This window comes from Pseudomonas sp. TSO6, assembly GCF_056098905.1.
Map to the genome: position 1 here is coordinate 92,115 of NZ_JBLZWV010000019.1, position 17,201 is coordinate 109,315.

General features: G+C 62.5%; 16 protein-coding genes. 11 read left to right on the forward strand and 5 right to left on the reverse strand.

Features of this window, described 5'->3' with window-relative positions; genetic code table 11:
* Positions 1 to 16: 16 nt before the first annotated feature.
* Positions 17 to 1,021: a GTP 3',8-cyclase MoaA gene (gene moaA, locus ACN6NG_RS05725; protein ID WP_081238205.1), complete on the reverse strand. Its 1,005-nt coding sequence runs from the start codon at positions 1,019 to 1,021 to the stop codon at positions 17 to 19.
* 314 nt (positions 1,022 to 1,335) lie between these two features.
* On the opposite strand from moaA, the gene ACN6NG_RS05730 reads away from it, so the two are divergent.
* Positions 1,336 to 3,666 (forward strand): FdhF/YdeP family oxidoreductase, encoded by a 2,331-nt coding sequence (locus tag ACN6NG_RS05730; protein WP_063427385.1) that lies wholly within the window; start codon positions 1,336 to 1,338, stop codon positions 3,664 to 3,666.
* 126 nt (positions 3,667 to 3,792) lie between these two features.
* Here ACN6NG_RS05730 and ACN6NG_RS05735 read toward each other — a convergent pair whose 3' ends face one another.
* Positions 3,793 to 4,254 (reverse strand): Lrp/AsnC family transcriptional regulator, encoded by a 462-nt coding sequence (locus ACN6NG_RS05735; RefSeq protein WP_019472068.1) that lies wholly within the window; start codon positions 4,252 to 4,254, stop codon positions 3,793 to 3,795.
* Between the two features lie 92 nt (positions 4,255 to 4,346).
* On the opposite strand from ACN6NG_RS05735, the gene ACN6NG_RS05740 reads away from it, so the two are divergent.
* Complete coding sequence (locus tag ACN6NG_RS05740; protein ID WP_063427383.1) at positions 4,347 to 5,528, forward strand: trans-sulfuration enzyme family protein; 1,182 nt, start codon at positions 4,347 to 4,349, stop codon at positions 5,526 to 5,528.
* Between the two features lie 61 nt (positions 5,529 to 5,589).
* Here the strand turns inward: ACN6NG_RS05740 and ACN6NG_RS05745 are convergent, their stop codons facing one another.
* A complete protein-coding gene (locus tag ACN6NG_RS05745; RefSeq protein WP_019470635.1) occupies positions 5,590 to 5,826 on the reverse strand; it encodes an HP1242/YdcH family protein in 237 nt (78 codons plus the stop codon).
* Positions 5,827 to 6,077: 251 nt separating this feature from the next.
* Here ACN6NG_RS05745 and ACN6NG_RS05750 point away from each other — a divergent pair, with 251 nt between their 5' ends.
* The 4 genes from ACN6NG_RS05750 to ACN6NG_RS05765 all read left to right on the forward strand — a co-directional run bounded on the left by ACN6NG_RS05750 (position 6,078) and on the right by ACN6NG_RS05765 (position 10,299).
* The gene (locus tag ACN6NG_RS05750; RefSeq protein ID WP_474313186.1) at positions 6,078 to 7,715 is read left to right on the forward strand and encodes a phosphoethanolamine transferase; all 1,638 of its coding nucleotides are present in this window, start codon (positions 6,078 to 6,080) and stop codon (positions 7,713 to 7,715) included.
* Positions 7,716 to 7,940: 225 nt separating this feature from the next.
* The gene (gene rnd, locus ACN6NG_RS05755) at positions 7,941 to 9,074 is read left to right on the forward strand and encodes a ribonuclease D (RefSeq protein WP_063427379.1); all 1,134 of its coding nucleotides are present in this window, start codon (positions 7,941 to 7,943) and stop codon (positions 9,072 to 9,074) included.
* The gene (locus ACN6NG_RS05760; protein ID WP_016498370.1) at positions 9,071 to 9,364 is read left to right on the forward strand and encodes a YcgL domain-containing protein; all 294 of its coding nucleotides are present in this window, start codon (positions 9,071 to 9,073) and stop codon (positions 9,362 to 9,364) included. The genes rnd and ACN6NG_RS05760 overlap by 4 nt, the downstream gene beginning before the upstream one ends.
* A gap of 2 nt (positions 9,365 to 9,366) precedes the next feature.
* Positions 9,367 to 10,299 (forward strand): D-2-hydroxyacid dehydrogenase, encoded by a 933-nt coding sequence (locus ACN6NG_RS05765; RefSeq protein WP_474313188.1) that lies wholly within the window; start codon positions 9,367 to 9,369, stop codon positions 10,297 to 10,299.
* Positions 10,300 to 10,412: 113 nt separating this feature from the next.
* Here the strand turns inward: ACN6NG_RS05765 and ACN6NG_RS05770 are convergent, their stop codons facing one another.
* Positions 10,413 to 11,006 carry a nitroreductase family protein gene (locus tag ACN6NG_RS05770; RefSeq protein WP_016498372.1) on the reverse strand — a complete coding sequence of 198 codons (594 nt, stop codon included), beginning with the start codon at positions 11,004 to 11,006 and terminating at the stop codon, positions 10,413 to 10,415.
* A 143-nt stretch (positions 11,007 to 11,149) separates the two neighbouring features.
* Between ACN6NG_RS05770 and ACN6NG_RS05775 the strand changes: the two genes are divergently transcribed.
* Together ACN6NG_RS05775 and ACN6NG_RS05780 are read left to right on the forward strand one after the other, a co-directional pair.
* Entirely contained in the window at positions 11,150 to 11,599 is a 450-nt protein-coding gene (locus ACN6NG_RS05775; RefSeq protein ID WP_353455856.1) for a YcgN family cysteine cluster protein, read from the forward strand.
* Between the two features lie 41 nt (positions 11,600 to 11,640).
* Positions 11,641 to 12,849 (forward strand): hypothetical protein, encoded by a 1,209-nt coding sequence (locus tag ACN6NG_RS05780; protein WP_232893551.1) that lies wholly within the window; start codon positions 11,641 to 11,643, stop codon positions 12,847 to 12,849.
* An 88-nt stretch (positions 12,850 to 12,937) separates the two neighbouring features.
* On the opposite strand, the gene ACN6NG_RS05785 is transcribed toward ACN6NG_RS05780, so the two are convergent.
* Positions 12,938 to 13,276: a YgaP family membrane protein gene (locus ACN6NG_RS05785; RefSeq protein WP_016498375.1), complete on the reverse strand. Its 339-nt coding sequence runs from the start codon at positions 13,274 to 13,276 to the stop codon at positions 12,938 to 12,940.
* 300 nt (positions 13,277 to 13,576) lie between these two features.
* Between ACN6NG_RS05785 and ACN6NG_RS05790 the strand changes: the two genes are divergently transcribed.
* The 3 genes from ACN6NG_RS05790 to ACN6NG_RS05800 all read left to right on the forward strand — a co-directional run bounded on the left by ACN6NG_RS05790 (position 13,577) and on the right by ACN6NG_RS05800 (position 17,186).
* Positions 13,577 to 14,293, forward strand: coding sequence for a GntR family transcriptional regulator (locus ACN6NG_RS05790; protein ID WP_151326035.1), 717 nt, complete (start codon positions 13,577 to 13,579; stop codon positions 14,291 to 14,293).
* A gap of 61 nt (positions 14,294 to 14,354) precedes the next feature.
* A complete protein-coding gene (locus ACN6NG_RS05795; RefSeq protein ID WP_474313190.1) occupies positions 14,355 to 15,674 on the forward strand; it encodes an NAD(P)/FAD-dependent oxidoreductase in 1,320 nt (439 codons plus the stop codon).
* A 183-nt stretch (positions 15,675 to 15,857) separates the two neighbouring features.
* Complete coding sequence (locus ACN6NG_RS05800) at positions 15,858 to 17,186, forward strand: MFS transporter (protein WP_474313191.1); 1,329 nt, start codon at positions 15,858 to 15,860, stop codon at positions 17,184 to 17,186.
* Positions 17,187 to 17,201: the final 15 nt, after the last annotated feature.

Below are 17,201 nucleotides of genomic sequence, written 5' to 3' on the forward strand. Positions count from 1 at the left end.
TTCCAGAGACGGCCGCTTAGCCGCCGGTCATGTTCATGAAGCGCAGGATCTGCACGTCGCCACCGACTTCGAAGTGATGACGGTAGGGCTTGAGGTGCAGCGAATCGCGGATGGCTTTTTCCAGGCGTTCGGCATTGCCAGGGTGCGCGCGCAGCACATGCTTCAAGTCCACCGAATGTTCATTGCCCAGGCACAGCAGCAGGCGGCCTTCGACCGTCAGGCGCACGCGGTTGCAGGTGGCGCAGAAGTTGTGGCTGTGCGGCGATATGAAGCCGACCCGGGTGTTCGCGGTTTCGGCCAGGCGCCAGTAGCGGGCCGGGCCCTGTGAGGATTCGGTGGATTCGATCAGGGTGAACTGCGCGGCCAGGCGCTCACGTACTTCATCACTGGAGCAGAACGACTCGCCGCGTTCGTGCTCGCTGATCACCCCTAGCGGCATTTCTTCGATGAAGGTGATGTCCAGTTCGCGATCAATGGCAAAGCGCACCAGGTCGACCAGTTCATGATCGTTGCGGCCCTTGAGCACCACGCAGTTGAGCTTGGTGCGCTTGAACCCGGCCTTGCGTGCGGCGTCGATACCGGCGATGACCTGATGCAGGTCGCCGGTGCGGGTCAGCTGCTTGAAGCGGTCGGCGTCCAGGCTGTCGAGGCTGATGTTCAGGCGCGTCACGCCGGCATCGAACAGGGGCTGGGCCAGGCGCCCGAGTTGTGAGCCGTTGCTGGTCATGCACAGTTCGCGCAAGCCGGGCAGGGCGGCAATGCGCCCGCACAACTCGACGATGCCCTGGCGTACCAGTGGCTCGCCGCCGGTCAGGCGGATCTTGCGGGTGCCCAGGGCGACGAAGCGCTCGGCCACCTGGAACAGTTCTTCGAGGCTGAGGATTTGCTGGCGCGGCAAAAACTGCATGTCTTCTGCCATGCAGTACACGCAACGGAAGTCACAGCGGTCGGTGACCGACATCCGCAGGTAGTCGATTTTCCGGTTGAAGCCGTCAATCAGGGCCCGGCTGTTCTGTTCCACGTTCGCGCTCGAATGGGTTGGGACACAACTCCAAGCTATAACCTGGCCGCAGGGGCGTCAAATTGCTTTGTCCGACTGCTTGATCGACGGCATCTATCACTTGGCTTAGCATCTTCAGCGTCTGTGAGATCGAGCGCCGCCCGCGCGGCGCATCGCGAGCTGCGCTCGATCTCACAGGCGCTGAAGATGGCACGGCAAGCACCTGGAAACCCATGATCGAAACCGCTTATCACACCGTAAGATCTTTCGATTGGACGCCCCTGCCTCACGCTCAATAGGCTGGAAAAAAGCATCGAAGCGTGAGGATTCATCGCATGAGCCAGGACGAACACATCAGGGACTACAAGGGCGCCGCCGCTGGCTGGGGGGCGCTCAAGAGCGTGACCAAAAGCTGGCTGGGCAGCGAAAACGCCTTCAAGAACCTGCGGGCCATGCTCAAGACCAACCAGAACGGCGGCTTCGACTGCCCCGGCTGTGCCTGGGGCGAGTCGCCAGAAAGCGATATGGTCAAGTTCTGCGAAAACGGCGCCAAGGCGGTTAACTGGGAAGCCACCGGCCGCTCGGTCGACCCGGCCTTCTTCGCCAAATACAGTGTCAGCGCGCTGAAGGACCAGACCGACTACTGGCTCGAATACCAGGGCCGCCTCACGCACCCGATGCGCTACGACGCTGCGACCGATCACTATGTCGAAACCACCTGGCAGGAGGCCTTCGAGCTGGTCGCCACGCACCTGCGTGCGCTGCAGTCGCCCGATGAGGCCGAGTTCTACACCTCGGGCCGGGCCAGCAACGAGGCGGCGTTCCTGTACCAGCTGTTCGTGCGCGCTTACGGCACCAACAACTTCCCCGATTGCTCGAACATGTGCCACGAAGCCAGCGGCGCAGGCATGTCGGAAACCCTCGGGGTGGGCAAGGGCACCGTGGTGTTCCACGACCTGGAGCTGGCCGACGCGATCTTCGTCATCGGCCAGAACCCTGGCACCAACCACCCGCGCATGCTCGAACCGCTGCGTGAGGCGGTCAAGCGCGGGGCCCAGGTGGTGTGCTTCAACCCGCTGAAAGAGCGTGGCCTGGAGCGCTTCCAGCACCCGCAGCACCCGTTCGAAATGCTCAGCAACGGCTCCGAGCCGACGTCCAGCGCCTACTTCCGCCCGGCCTTGGGCGGTGACATGGCGGCCATGCGGGGCATTGCCAAGTTCCTCTTGCAGTGGGAGCGTGAAGCCCAGGCCAAGGGCGAGCCGGCGGTGTTCGACCATGCTTTCATCGCCGAGCACACCAGCGGCGTGGATGGCTACCTGGCAGCGGTGGACGCCACCTCTTGGGAGCACATCGTCAAACAGTCGGGCCTGACCCTGGCCGAGATCGAGCTGGCCGCACGCATGTACCGCAAGGCCGAGCGGGTGATCATGTGCTGGGCCATGGGTGTCACCCAGCACCGCCATTCGGTGCCGACCGTGCAGGAAATCGTCAACCTGCAGCTACTGCGCGGCAACGTCGGCAAGCCCGGTGCCGGCCTGTCGCCGGTGCGCGGCCACAGCAACGTGCAGGGCGACCGCACCATGGGCATCGACGAGAAGCCCAAGGCGGCGCTGCTCGATGCCATCGAAAAACGCTTCCAGTTCCGCGTGCCGCGGGCCCACGGGCACAACGCGGTGCTGGCGATCAAGGCCATGGAAGAGGGCCGGGCCAAGGTGTTCATCGCCCTGGGCGGCAACTTCGCCCAAGCCACCCCGGACACCCCGCGCACCCACGCGGCCCTGCAGAACTGCGCGTTGACCGTGCAGATTTCCACCAAGCTCAACCGCTCGCACCTGGTGACCGGCCGCGATGCGCTGATTTTGCCGTGCCTGGGCCGTACCGAAATCGACCTGCAGGCCGAAGGGCCGCAAGGCGTGACTGTGGAGGACACCTTCAGCATGGTGCACATCTCCAACGGCCAGTTGCGCCCGCGTTCGCCGCACATGCGCTCCGAACCGTGGATCGTCGCCGGCATGGCCAAGGCCACGCTGGGCAATCAGCCGATCGACTGGGAGTATGCGGTGGCCGACTACAACCGCATTCGTGACATGATCGCCGACGTGATCCCAGGTTTCACCGGTTTCAACCAACGCCTGCATAGCCCGGGCGGTTTCCACCTGGGCAACAATGCCGCCGATCGCAACTTCCGCACGGCCACGGGCAAGGCCCGCTTCATGCCCCACGCACTGCCGGAAGAGTTGGTCAACGCCAAGGTACTGGCGCGTGGTGACAAGCCCGACCTGATCCTGCAGACGCTGCGCTCGCATGACCAGTACAACACCACCCTGTATGGCCTGGATGACCGCTACCGCGGGGTGTTCGGCCTGCGTGAAGTGGTGTTCGTCAACGAGGCCGACATCCGCCGCCTGGGCTTCGAGCCGGGTGAGCAGGTGGACCTGGTGTCGCTGTGGGAGGATGGCGTGGAGCGGCGGGTGTCGGGGTTCCGCCTGGTGGCGTATGACGTGCCTGAGGGGCAGGCGGCGGCGTATTACCCGGAGACCAACCCACTGGTGCCGCTGGAAAGTTATGGCGAGGGGACCTACACCCCGACCTCGAAATTTGTGGCCATCAAGGTCGAGAAAGCCAAGGCGGGGAACCGCATTGCCGCGGCGTTGGCCGCGGATTGACAGGTTGCCTGCAAGGGCCCTATCGCCGGCAAGCCAGCTCCCACAAGGACCGCACAGATTTCAGAACCTGTGATAAACCTGTGGGAGCTGGCTTGCCGGCGATAGGGCCGGTGCAGCCATATAGAATCAGGAACGGTGCACCGGGTAAGCCGTGGTGTACTTCATCTGCTCCATGGCAAAACTGGAGGTGATGTTCGACAGCCCATCGGTACGGGTAATCAGCTTTTTGTAGAACCGGTCATACGCCGCAATATCCCCCACCACCACCCGCAGCATGTAATCCCAGTCCCCCGACATGCGGTAAAACTCCATCACTTCCTCGAACCCGGTCACAGTCGCGGCAAACTGCTCCAGCCAGGCGCTGTCATGGCGCTGGGTCTTGAGCTGGACGAACACCGTCAGCCCCAGCCCTAGCCGTTCGGGGTCCAGCAGGGCGACACGGCCAAGTATGTAGCCTTCTTCTTCCAGGCGCTTGACCCGCTTCCAGCACGGCGTGGTGGACAGGTTGACGGCCTCGGCCAGGTCCTTGAGCGAGAGCGAGGCATCGCGCTGAAGCAGGGTAAGAATGTGCTGGTCGAAACTGTCCATATCGCGCGAGGGCCGTGTAGAAAAATTTTTCACAGATTACCCCAAGGCCAGAAGATTTGGGTTGTGCGATAGTTGCAGCCTTCACTCTGCCAATGGGCCTGACCATGTCCGACAAGCCGCGCAATTTCGCCACCCGTACCATTCACGCCGGCGAGCAGTTCAGCGTCGCCGAAAACGCCATCTTCCCGGCCATCGTCACCGCCAGCTCGTTCACCAAGCGCAGCCTGGACGACAAGCCGGAGTACTCCTACAGCCGGGTCGGCAACCCCACCCGGCACGCCTACGAAACCTGTGTCGCCGCCCTGGAAGAAGGCGTGGGCGCGGTGGCCTGTGCCTCGGGGGTGAATGCCACTGCGACGGTGCTGGAGCTGCTGCCCAAGGATTCCCATGTGGTAGTGATGAACGGCGTGTATGGCGGCACCTTCCGCATTCTGGAAGACTACCGCAGCCGTACCTCGGGCCTGACCACCACCTATGTCGACCTCAACGACCTTGAGGCCTTGGGCGCCGCCATCAAGCCGGAAACCCAGCTGATCTGGATCGAGTCGCCGACCAACCCCTTGCTGCACCTGGTCGACATCAAGGCCGTGTGCGACCTGGCGAGGGCGCGGGGTATCCTTACCTGCATCGACAACACCTTCTGCTCACCGTGGAACCAGCGCCCTATCACCCTGGGCGTAGACCTGGTGATGCACTCGGCGAGCAAGTACATTGGCGGCCACTCCGACCTGACCGGTGGCGTGGTAGTGGCGGCCAATGATGCGCTGCTGGCGCGCCTGCGCCGCATCAGCATGGCGATTGGCGCGGTGCAGGGGCCGTTCGACTGCTACCTCGCCCTGCGCGGCTTGAAAACCCTGGATGTGCGCATGGAACGCCAATGCAGCAACGCCCTGCAGGTTGCACGCTTCCTCGAAGGGCATGCGCAGATCGAGCAGGTGTATTACCCGGGGCTGGAAAGCCACCCCCAGCATGAACTGTGCAAACGCCAGATGCGCAGTGGCGGGGCGGTGGTGGCGATGAAGGTCAAGGGTGATCGGGCCGCGCTCAACCGCCTGGTGGAAGCGTTGCAGATTTTTGTGCTGGCTGACTCGCTGGGCGGGGTGGAGAGCATGATCAACCACTCGTGGACCATGTCGCACTGCTCGCTGAGCCCGGAGCAGAAAGGCGTGATGGGGATCAGCGAGAACCTGCTGCGGCTGTCGATGGGGATCGAGGACTACCGCGACCTGATCGAGGACCTGGATGGTGCACTGAAAGCGCTCGCTGCAGTGTAAGGGCTGCTGGCCTCTTCGCGGGCGAGCCCGCGAAGAGGCCAGCAGGTTTGATGAATTTTTGTCAGGATTTGGGCGGATGGATGATCCGTTCGATCTTGTCCTTGATCAGCAACCGTTCCTTGCGCAGCCGGTTGACGGCGTCGTCGTTGGTACCGTTGCCTTCGGCGGCGACCACCTCCTTGTCCTTGGCGTTGTATTCCTTGTGCAGCGTGTGCAGCGTCTGGTCTTTGTCAATGAGCGCCTGGAATGCATCAGCGGTAACGTGCAGGTCAGCGAGCAGATCATGCGGAACTGGCATTTCTTCACCTCTGTCAGGGTTGTCGGAAAGGTCCTGACCTCTGAGGATAGCCGCGTTTGCGCAGGCTTGTGATGGCGGCCTGGCTGAATGGCAGCTGAATGGCTTTCACGTAATTGATAAAAGACGAAGCTTCACGAAATTGTTACCGTCTTTTTCACAAAAAATTGATGACGCGCTTTCTAGAGTTCGCCCAACTTTCCCACGGTGCCATCCGGCCGGGGGCTGATAATCACTCTTGATTGCGAACGCTGATGCTCAACTTCAAATCCCTGCGGACTGAATGGGTCACGCTGCTGGCCAGCCTTTACCTGCTGATTGGCTTGAACATGTTCCTGTGGGAGCATCTGCAAGAGGTCGTGCCCGCCGGCCTGTCTGGGCTTTGGCTGAGCCTGGCGTTTGCGGTGCTGATGTTGTTCGCCTTCAACCTTATCCTTACGTTGATTGCCTTCCGTTATGTATTGAAACCCGTACTTATCGTGTTGTTCATGAGTGGCGCGGGTGTGGCTTACTTCATGAACCAGTACGGTGTACTTATTGATGCCGGCATGTTCCGCAATATGGCCGAGACCAATGTTGCAGAAGTACGCGATCTGCTGTCGCTGAAGTTTGCCGCCTATATCCTGCTGCTGGGTGTATTGCCTTCGGTGCTGTTGTGGAAGGCCCACATCGTCTACCGCGCCTGGCACCGCGAGCTGCTGGGCAAGCTGGTGGTCAGTGGTGCCTGTGTCGTGGCCCTTGGCTCGGTAGCGCTGGTCAATTATCAAGGTTTGTCGTCGCTGTTTCGCAACCACCACGAACTGCGCCTGATGCTGACCCCGAGCAATATCGTCGGGGCCTCCATTGGTTATGTCAGCGAGCGAGTCGGTACTGCTTCGCGCCCGTTCCAGCACTATGGCGAAGATGCCAAGCGTGATGCCGCCTGGCAAAAACATGAGCGCAAGTCGCTGACAGTGCTGGTGGTCGGTGAAAGTGCCCGTGCAGACCATTTCGGCGTGCTGGGCTATGACCGCGATACCACGCCGAACCTGGCCAGGGAGCAGGGCCTGCTGGCGTTTTCCGACGTGCACTCGTGCGGCACGGAAACCGCAGTCTCGGTGCCGTGCATGTTCTCGGGCATGAAGCGCAAGGATTACGATGCCCGCGTGGCGAAGAACCGCGAAGGGTTGCTGGACATTCTCCAGCGTGCCGGCCTGGCCGTGCAGTGGCGTGACAACCAGTCGGGCTGCAAGGGTACTTGTGACCGCGTGCAGTTCATTGATGTCAGCAACCTCAAGGACCCCCAACTGTGCGCGGATGGCGAATGCCATGACCAGATCCTGCTGCAAGGCCTGGACGCGCTCATCGACAACCTCGACAAGGATAGCGTGCTGGTGCTGCACCAGATGGGCAGCCACGGCCCGGAATACTTCAAGCGTTACCCCAATGGCGGCGAGCGCTTCACGCCGGTGTGCCAGAGCAACGCGCTGAACCAGTGCAGCGAGCAGGAAATCATCAACGGCTACGACAACACCCTGGCCTATACCGACAAGGTGCTGGCGTCGCTGATCGACACCTTGCGCAGCAAACAGGACAAAGTCGACACGGCCATGATCTACCTGTCCGACCATGGCGAGTCGCTGGGCGAGTACAACCTGTTCCTGCACGGCACGCCTTACGCCATCGCCCCAGAGCAGCAGAAGCACGTGCCGCTGCTGACCTGGTTCTCCGACAGCTACAAGGAAGACTTCGGCCTCGACACCGACTGCCTGGCCAAGCTCAGCGATGCCCCGCTGTCGCAGGACAACCTGTTCCACTCCATGCTCGGCCTGTTACAGGTGCACACCGAGCTCTACCAGCAGTCGCTGGACATGTTCGCCAGCTGCCGGCCTTGGCTGGCGGCCAAGCGCTGAATGCATGGCTGTACCTCCCCCAGTAGGAGCAGCCTTGTGCTGCGAAGAGGCCGGTACAGCCAGCCCATTACCAGAATGCCTGCACCGGCCCTTTCGCAGCACAAGGCTGCTCCTACAAAAAAGGGCCGGTTTGCAGCGCCGTTTATCTACTCCAGGGATGGCGCAGGTTTCACCAGCAGTGCCCGCGCCGTATATACTGCGCGCCAATGTTAGTGGGAGAGCCTCGTGGCCATCGAAATTCACTGGATCCGTGACGACCAGAGCCTGGCCGAACACTGCCGCGACTGGCACCAACTGCCCTTCGTCGCCGTCGACACCGAATTCATGCGGGTCGACACCTTTTACCCGAAAGCCGGGCTGATTCAGATCGGTGACGGCCAGCGGGCCTTCCTGATCGACCCGCTGTTGATCGGCAACTGGCAGCCCTTGGCCGACCTGCTGGAAGACAGTGGCGTGGTCAAGGTGCTGCACGCCTGCAGCGAAGACCTTGAAGTGCTGCTGCGCCTGACCGGCAAGCTGCCGCAGCCGCTGTTCGACACCCAGCTGGCTGCCGGTTACCTGAACCTGGGCTTCAGCATGGGCTATTCGCGCCTGGTGCAAGAGGTGCTGGGTATCGAGCTGCCCAAGGGCGAGACCCGTTCCGACTGGCTGCAGCGCCCGCTCTCGGAAACCCAGGTCAGCTACGCTGCCGAGGATGCCGTGCACCTGGCCGAGCTGTTCACCGCGCTGCGCCCGCGCTTGTCCGACGACAAGTACGCCTGGGTGCTGGAGGACGGTGCCGAACTGGTGGCCGCATTGCGTCGTGAAGTCGAGCCCGAAAGCCTGTACCGCGACGTCAAGCTCGCCTGGAAGTTGGCCCCCCAGCAACTGGCGGTGCTGCGTGAACTGTGCGCCTGGCGCGAGCGCGAAGCGCGCAACCGCGATGTGCCGCGTAACCGCATCCTCAAGGAGCACTCGCTGTGGCCCATGGCCAAGAGCCAGCCGAACAACCTGTCGGCGCTGGCCAAGATCGACGAGATGCACCCGCGCACCATTCGTCAGGACGGTGAGTTTCTCATCCAGCTGATCAAGCGTGCCGGCAGCCTGCCTGCCGAGCAGTGGCCAGCGCCGTTGCCCGAGCCATTGCCGATCGAGGCCGCCGGCGTCCTCAAGCAGCTGCGTGCCATCGGCCAGGCCGAAGGTGAGCGCCTGGGCATTGCCCCCGAGCTGATGCTGCGCAAGAAAGCCCTGGAGGCGCTGCTCAAGAGTGGCTACCCCAATGGCCCTTATCAACTGCCCGATTCGCTGCGCGGCTGGCGCCGTGAGCGCATGGGCCAGGCCCTGCTGGACAACCTCGCAGGTGCCGGAGAGACCCGATGAAACGCATTTGCTCGATCTACAAGAGCCCCCGCAAGAACGAAATGTACCTCTACGTGCTCAAGGCCGACGGCCTGGAGCGCGTGCCCGAAGGGCTGCTGCCGGCCTTCGGTACCCCCATCCACGCGTTTGACCTGGTGCTCAGCCCCGAGCGCAAGCTGGCCCGCGAGGACATCACCAAGGTGTTGGAAAACCTCGACAACCAGGGCTACCACCTGCAGATGCCGCCGCTGGAAGATGAGTACATCGAGCACCTGCCCGAAGAGCTGCTGCGCCGTAACGACCCGGTCTGACCATGCGTGTACTGATTGCTGAGCATGAGCATGCTCGATACGCCGGGCTATTGCGTGAAACAGCGCCTGAAGTGGAAATCCTGACCAGCGGTGACTCCGCCGAACTGGCGCAGCAGGCATCGCAGTGCACGGTGTGGCTGGGCCAGCCGGACCTGCTGGCAAGCTTGCTGCGCCAGGGCCTCAAGCCGCAGTGGATGCAATCGACGTGGGCCGGTATCACGCCGTTGCTGGCCGACGGCCTGCCGCGTGACTATCGCCTGACCCGTGCGGTGGGCATTTTCGGCCAGGTGATGGCCGAGTACATGCTGACCTACATGCTTGGTCATGAGCGCGAGGTGCTGTCGCGCCTGGTCAGCCAGGTCGAGCGGCGCTGGGATGACCGCCCGGGGCGCACGCTGGAAGGGCGCAAAGTGCTGATTGTCGGCACCGGCGACATTGGCCAGCGTGTGGCCGAGTTCCTGCAACCGTTTGGTGTGGTGCTGTACGGTGTGGCCAGCACCGCCCGGGAACAGGCACCGTTCGTCGAGGTGGCGGCCCTGGCCGACTTGCCGCGCATGGTTGGCCAGGTCGACTTCGTGATCAACCTGCTGCCGGACACCCCGGCTACCCATGACCTGTATGACGCGGCGCTGTTCAAGTGCTTCCTGCCCACGGCGTTGTTCATCAATGCCGGGCGTGGCGTGGCTGTGGTCGATGCCGACCTGGTCGAAGCGCTGAAGGAAGGCCATCTGGCCGGTGCGGTGATTGATGTCTGCCGGCAGGAACCACTACCCAAACAACATCCGTTCTGGACCGCCTGGGGGCTGTTGCTGACCGGGCACAGCTCGGCACCCACCTCGCCGGCGGCGATGGTGCGGTTGTTTGTCGAGAATGTGCGGGCTTATGAAGCGGGGCAGGGGTTGCGTGGGGAAGTGGACTTCGTCAAGGGCTACTGATTTGTAGTGCCGGTATTGGCCTCTTCGCAGCCCAAGGCTGCTCCTACCCGGCGATGGAGATCCTGTAGGAGCAGCCTTGTTCTGCGAAGAGGCCAGAGCAGTCTACACAGGCCTTACAGGCTGAAATCACCCTCGGCAGCCAGCTCGCTCAGCGGCTTGCGCGGGCTTGGCACTTCACGCGACTGCAGCGCTTCATCCAGGCTGGCCTTGTCACCCAGCTTGCCGATCGCCACCATGGCATGCAGCACGTAGCCCTCGGGAACCTTCAGTTCCTGACGCGCCAGGTCCTGGTCGAAACCGGCCATGCCATGGGTATGCCAGCCGCTGATGCTGGCCTGCAGGGCCAGGTGGCCCCAGGCGGAACCTGTGTCGAAGGTGTGCCACAGCGCCGGTTTTTCTTCCGTGGCGCCCGGGGCGGCAAAGGTGGTCTTGGAAATGATCAGTACCAGTGCCGAGGCCTGTTGCGCCCAGCTGCGGTTGAACGGCACCAGCAGGTTCAGGTAGCGCTCCCAGTTCGGCGTGTCGCGACGTGCATACAGGAAGCGCCAAGGCTGCGAGTTGTACGCCGACGGTGCCCAGCGTGCGGCTTCCAGGAAGCTCAGCAGGGTTTCTTCGCTGATCGGCTCGGCGGTGAAGGCGCGTGGCGACCAGCGGTTGATGAACTGTTCGTTGATGGCGTAATCGGCAATGCGGGGGGTGGCGCTCATGACAGCTCCTGCAAACGTACGGGAAAGCGGCACGCTACTGCGTCCCGTCGCGACTGACAAGCGGTCTGGCTTTGCCGAAGGCCAGGCTCTAGACTGGCGCCGCCGCGCGCCGTGGCCCCAAGATGAATGCAGGAAACCGTGTGATGATCGCTGAAAACGCGCCGTTCTGGCGGCGCAAGACCCTCGAACAACTCAGCCCGCAAGAGTGGGAGTCGCTGTGCGACGGCTGCGGCCTGTGCTGCCTGCAAAAACTCGAGGACGAAGACGACAACAGCGTCTATTACACGCGTATCGCCTGCAAGTTGCTGGACATGGATACCTGCCAGTGCAGTGACTACCCCAACCGCTTCGCGCAAGTACCGGACTGCATCCAGCTCACCCCGGGCAAGGCCGACCAGTTCACGTGGCTGCCAAGCACCTGCGGTTATCGCCTGGTCAGCGAGGGCAAGGACCTGCCGGCCTGGCACCATCTTGTCTGTGGCGATCGCCAGCAGGTCCATGAACAGCGCATTTCCCAGTCGGGGCGTATGCTCAGGGAGCAGGATGTGCATGAAGACGACTGGGAAGACCACCTGATCTTCCGCGCCAGCTGACCGGCGCGGCCCGCTGCCACGGGGAAACAAGGAGTTTCTGTATGCGTTGCCAGCTGTTCTTGCTGTTGGGCTTGATGGCCAGTTCGCCAGCCTGGGCGAAAAAGGTCGACCTTGACTACCAGGTGCGCCTGTTGCCCGCCAGTGGCCAGGCGGAAGTCCGCCTGACCCTGGCAGAAGGCAGTGCTGTGCGCAGCCTCGACTTCGACCTGGGCAAGGCGGGTGCCTTCAGCGGCTTCCAGGCTGATGGCCAATGGCAACTCAAGGGCCAGCGTGGCGTGTGGCAGCCGGCGGCCGGCAAGACCAGCCTCAGCTACCGCGTGCAGCTGGACCAGCAGCTCGCCAGCGGTGCCTATTCCTCACGTATTACCCCGCACTGGGCGCTGTTCCTCGGCGACCAGCTGGTACCGCCTGCGCGGCTTGACCAGCAAGATGGCACCGAGCTGGTGGCGCGCCTGGCGTTCGACTTGCCCGAGGGCTGGAAGAGTATCGAGACCTCCTGGCCACGCATTGGCAAGGACAAGTTCCGCATCGACAACGTTTCGCGCCTGTTCGACCGCCCGACTGGCTGGATGCTGGCCGGCGACCTGGGTAGCCGCCGTGCCCGCTTGGGCGATACCGAGGTCACCGTGGCCGCGCCGGTGGGGCAGGGCATGCGGCGCATGGATAGCCTGACCTTACTGACCTACGTCTGGCCGCAGCTGCAGGCGGTGTTCCCGCGCAACCCGCCAAAGCTGCTGCTGGTCGGTGCCCGTGACGGCATGTGGCGCGGGGCAATGGCCGCGCAGGGTTCGCTGTACCTGCACAGCGCCCGGCCGATGGTGAGCGAGAACGGCAGCAGCCCGTTACTGCGCGAAGTGGTGCAGCTGTTTGCGCAGGTCCGTGGGCGCGACGGCAATGACTGGCTGGTGGAAAGCCTGACCGACTACTACGCCAGCGAGTTGCTGCGCCGTTCGGGCGGGGTCAGCGATGACCGCTACCAGGCCTGGCAGGCGCGCCTGAGCAAGCAGGGCGCCAAGGTCACCCAGCTCAAGGGCGAACGCGCAAGCCCGGCCCAGGTAGCCCGCGGGGTAATCCTGCTACAGGCACTGGACAAGGAAATCCGCATTCATACCCAGGCCAAGCGTTCGCTGGACGATGTGGTGCGCGGGCTGATGCGGCTGCCCAGCGTAACCACCGAAGAGTTCGTGCAAATCAGCGAGAACGTGCTGGGCCGCAAGTCCGAGGTACTACAAAGCAAGGCGTTGCGCTAGACGTCCCTGCCGGCTGCACCTCGAACACTGTGCGGTACCTGTGGAAGCGGCTTGCCCCGCGAAGAGGCCGGTCCAGGCGATAAAAAGATCAGCTGTCAGCCAACGGATCCTTACCGGTCACCGTCACTCCCCGCGTCGCCGCCTTGGCACTGGCCTTCAACGCCTCCAGCTCCGCCGCACTGCGTTCAATATCCGAACGCAACCGGTGGTACTCCTGCCGATGCCGCTGCCACCACGCCTTGGTCGAGCAATGCCCGCTGACCCCGCGTGCCACCGCAATACCGCCCACCACCATCTGCAGCAAGCCGACCAGCCCGCCATGGCGCAGCCCCTTGCTGAGCATCAGCGCCCCGCCGGCCAGCGAACTGACCCGCTCCAGACCATGAACATTATGCTGCGAAGCCGCAGCAGCGTGGATATCGAGCATGGCAAGACCTCCGTGTGAAATGTAAGCAGCTGACCTGCCGGAGGCCGCCGGCGTTCATTCGGGTCGCCCAGCGGCGCCAAAAGTGCTCGCTGTGTCGCATTTGGCCAATTACCTGTCTGGTTTGGCAATGCACCCCCAAGGGTGTTTAATCACACCCCGGGAGCCGCTGTAACCCTTGAAAACAAAGGGCCAGGCAGTTTTCACCGTTCATCGAGAATGCTGTAGACACATTGTCTAACAGTGCCCTATAGTCGTTATACAAATAGTAGACACAGCTCTATGACAACAAAGAAGGCCGCCATGAAAGCCACCGTCCAACCACTCGCTGCAGACGTGCCGCAGGACCGCAAAGCCGTCCTCGCCGAAGCACTGCGCCGCCGGATCATGAGCATGGAACTGGCCCCGGGCGCCGTGGTGGACGAACTGGCCCTGTGCGACGAGTTTGGCCTGTCGCGCCCCCCGGTCCGCGAGCTGCTGCGCCAGATTGCCGCTGAAGGCTACATCGAGCTGGAAGCCAACCGCGCGCCACGCGTCGCCGCCATGAATCACGAGTCGCTGCACAGCTTCTACGTTGCGGCGCCGCTTATCTACGTGGCCACTACCCAGCTGGCAGCCACTTACGCCAGCGCTGAAGAAATCGAGGTGCTCAAGGCTATCCAGGCCCAGTTCCGTCAGGCCATCGAAGAACGCGACGTTGAAAACCGCGTGCTCTACAACGACGCCTTCCACCTGGAAATCGGCAAGATGGCGCACAACGACTACCTGATGCCGAGCCTGCGTCGCCTGCTGATCGATCACACCCGATTGGGCAAGATCTTCTATCGCCATCCCACTACCGATGACATGCAGCGCGACCTCGAAATCGCCTGCGAGCAGCACGAGCAAATGATTCAGGCCATCGAGCGCCGCGACCCGCAAGCGGCTGGCCAGCTGGTGCGCGATCACTTCGAACTGTCGCGCCGTCGCATGGCCGAGTACGCCGCGCCGCAAGGGCTGGATGTACCGATTCAGATATGAATTACCAAGGTCAGGCCACCGGCGTTGACCACCCGTCGACAACAAGATCCAGGTTAGTGAGATGACAAGAATAAGTTCGTTACCTGCCGATGATGCCACCTGTGGCTGGTACCACCTGAGCAAACCGCGTACGCCACGGCCGGCCCACAGTGGGCAAAGCCAGGCGCGCTGGGTGGTGGTCGGCGCAGGCTTCACCGGGCTGGCGGCCGCACGGCAGCTGGCAACGAACTTTCCGCATGACGAGATCGTGCTGGTCGAAGCCCAGGAAGTTGGCTTTGGCACTTCCGGGCGCAATGCCGGCTTTGCCATCGACCTGCCGCACGATATCGGCGCCGAGGACTACATTGGTGACATCGACATCGCCAAGACGATCCTCAAGCTCAACCTGGGTGGCCAGCAATGCCTCAAGGACCTGGTCGAGCGCTACGACATCGATTGCCAGTTCCGCCCTTGCGGCAAATACCAGGCGGCCATCGAAGACCGCGGCATTGCCGTGCTGGATGCCTACCGCCGCGGCCTGGACAAACTGGGTCAACCCTACGAAGTGATCGAGGGCCGCGACCTGCCCGATCATATCGGCACTGACTTCTACCGCAAGGGCCTGTTCACGCCCGGCACCGCCTTGCTGCAACCCTCGGCATTGGTCAAAGGTTTGGCCGATAGCCTGCCGTCCAACGTCTCGCTGTACGAGCACACACCGATCACCGACGTCGAGTACGGCGACAAGGTGGTGCTGCGCCACGCCAAGGGTTCGATCACCGCCGACAAGCTGGTGCTCACCACCAACGCCTTCGGCATGAGCTTCGGTTTCCTCAAGGGGCGCATGCTGCCGGTGTTTACCTACGCCAGCATCACCCGCCCGCTGACCGAGGAAGAACAGGCGCGCCTGGGCGGCAAACCCTACTGGGGCGTGATCCCGGCCGACCCGTTCGGCACTACCCTGCGCCGCACCGTCGACAACCGTTTGCTGATCCGCAACAGCTTCAGCTACAACCCCGACGGCCGTAGCAACCGCAAATATCTGGAACGCTTTGTTCAGCGCCACCGCGAATCGTTCGCCCGGCGTTTTCCGATGCTGCCTGAGGTGAACTTTGAATATACCTGGGGCGGTGCGCTGGCACTGTCGCGCAACCACATGGGCTTCTTCGGCAAGTTGGCGCCGAATGTCGTCGGCGCACTGTGTTGTAACGGCCTGGGCGTTACCCGTGGCAAGGTCACCGGCAAGTTGCTGGCCGACTGGCTGGCCGGTGACAAGAACGAACTGATCGAGTTTTTACTCAATGCCCCAGGGCCTTGTGTAAACCCGCCCAAGCCTCTGGTTTCCCTAGGCTTGAACGCAAACCTGATGTGGGGGCAGTTCCGCGCCGGCAAAGAAAGCTGATCGTTATCTGAGTTAGACCATAAAGCATTTTACGTCGGCGTCAGTTGGCCGGCACGGGCGCGGCTTGCCCGAAATTGATGATCGAGATGCGTCGTCCGAACACCCGGGGCTGAAGGCGGTTTTCAGTTTCGCGGACACGCTCGCCTTGAAAATGTGCATATAGCAGACGGGGTAGGAATAACAATGACAAATCCGAATGTTTCGATTGAAGATGTACCGATCAACAACTTCCACCAATTACTGGCCCTGCGTTCCGGCGGCGGTTCGTTCGTCGATGGCTATGTACTGAGCATTATTGGCGTGGCCATGGTGCAGATGTCTGCAGGCCTGAGCCTGAACAGTTTCTGGCAGGGCATGATCGCCGCTTCGGCGCTGATCGGTATTTTTTTCGGTGGCTTTTTCGGCGGTTGGCTGACCGACCGCTTTGGCCGCAAACGGGTGTTCTTCGTTGGCCCGACCCTGTTCATCCTGGCCTCGGTGGCGCAGTTCTGGGTGGAGTCGGCGCTGGTCTTGTTCCTGCTAAGGTTCGCCATCGGTATCGCCGTAGGTATCGAATACCCGGTTGCAACGTCGCTGCTGGTGGAGTTCCTGCCCAGGAAGAACCGGGGCCCGCGCCTGGCAACCCTGACGGTATTGTGGTTTGCCGGCGCCGCTACTGCCTACCTGGCCGGTGAGGCAATCTTGCGCCAGGGGGGCGACGATGCCTGGCGCCTGGTGCTGGCCAGTGCTTCCGTAATTGGTGCGTTGCTGTTCGCCATCCGCCTGGGTACCCCCGAATCGCCACGCTGGTTGATCAGCAAAGGCCGCTCGGCCGAGGCTGAGCAGGTGATCAAGCGGGTGTACGGCAACGGTTTTTCGCTGAAGAACCTGCCGGAAGAGCCCAAGACCCGCAAGCTGTCGTTCCTCAGCCTGCTGCACTCTGGCTACGGCAAACGCATGCTGTTCGTCACCATGTTCTGGACCTGCTCGGTGATCCCGGTGTTCGCCGTGTACGCATTTGCCCCGAAAGTGCTGGGCGCGTTGAACCTGAAAGGTGATTGGGCATCGATCGGCTCCATCGCCATCACGTTCCTGTTCGTGGTGGGCTGCATCGTGGGCACCCGCCTGCTCAACACCATCGGTCGGCGCACCACGCTGCTGCACAGCTTCTTCTGGTCGGGGCTGGCACTGCTGGGCCTGGGTGCCTTCAGCAATGGCAACGAGATGCTCATCCTGGTGCTGTTCGGTGCCTATGCCTTGTTCATCGGTGGCGCACAGGTGCTGCAACTGGTGTACCCCAACGAACTGTTCCCTACCGAAATCCGTGCCGGCGCCGTGGGCGTGGGCACCTCCATGTCGCGGGTAGGTGCCGCAGTCGGCACCTGGCTGGTGCCCATCGCCCTCGACAGCTACGGCATCGGCGCCACCATGTATGCCGCTGCTGCCGTGACCTTTGTCGGCCTGGCCTTCTCGGTCGCCCTGGCCCCGGAAACCCGTTCGCTGAACCTGCAACAAGCGGCTTCGTTGAGCTGAAACCTTACGCCGCCG

Coding starts and splice junctions, on each gene's coding strand:
- ACN6NG_RS05745 (WP_019470635.1), bottom strand. CDS start 5,826: ATGCCAGTTCCGCATGATCTGCTCGCTGACCTGCACGTTACCGCTGAT.
- ACN6NG_RS05770 (WP_016498372.1), bottom strand. CDS start 11,006: ATGAGCGCCACCCCCCGCATTGCCGATTACGCCATCAACGAACAGTTC.
- ACN6NG_RS05800 (WP_474313191.1), top strand. CDS start 15,858: ATGACAAATCCGAATGTTTCGATTGAAGATGTACCGATCAACAACTTC.
- ACN6NG_RS05790 (WP_151326035.1), top strand. CDS start 13,577: ATGAAAGCCACCGTCCAACCACTCGCTGCAGACGTGCCGCAGGACCGC.
- ACN6NG_RS05740 (WP_063427383.1), top strand. CDS start 4,347: ATGGGCCTGACCATGTCCGACAAGCCGCGCAATTTCGCCACCCGTACC.
- ACN6NG_RS05750 (WP_474313186.1), top strand. CDS start 6,078: ATGCTCAACTTCAAATCCCTGCGGACTGAATGGGTCACGCTGCTGGCC.
- ACN6NG_RS05735 (WP_019472068.1), bottom strand. CDS start 4,254: ATGGACAGTTTCGACCAGCACATTCTTACCCTGCTTCAGCGCGATGCC.
- ACN6NG_RS05730 (WP_063427385.1), top strand. CDS start 1,336: ATGAGCCAGGACGAACACATCAGGGACTACAAGGGCGCCGCCGCTGGC.
- ACN6NG_RS05795 (WP_474313190.1), top strand. CDS start 14,355: ATGACAAGAATAAGTTCGTTACCTGCCGATGATGCCACCTGTGGCTGG.
- ACN6NG_RS05775 (WP_353455856.1), top strand. CDS start 11,150: ATGATCGCTGAAAACGCGCCGTTCTGGCGGCGCAAGACCCTCGAACAA.
- ACN6NG_RS05785 (WP_016498375.1), bottom strand. CDS start 13,276: ATGCTCGATATCCACGCTGCTGCGGCTTCGCAGCATAATGTTCATGGT.
- ACN6NG_RS05765 (WP_474313188.1), top strand. CDS start 9,367: ATGCGTGTACTGATTGCTGAGCATGAGCATGCTCGATACGCCGGGCTA.
- ACN6NG_RS05780 (WP_232893551.1), top strand. CDS start 11,641: ATGCGTTGCCAGCTGTTCTTGCTGTTGGGCTTGATGGCCAGTTCGCCA.
- ACN6NG_RS05760 (WP_016498370.1), top strand. CDS start 9,071: ATGAAACGCATTTGCTCGATCTACAAGAGCCCCCGCAAGAACGAAATG.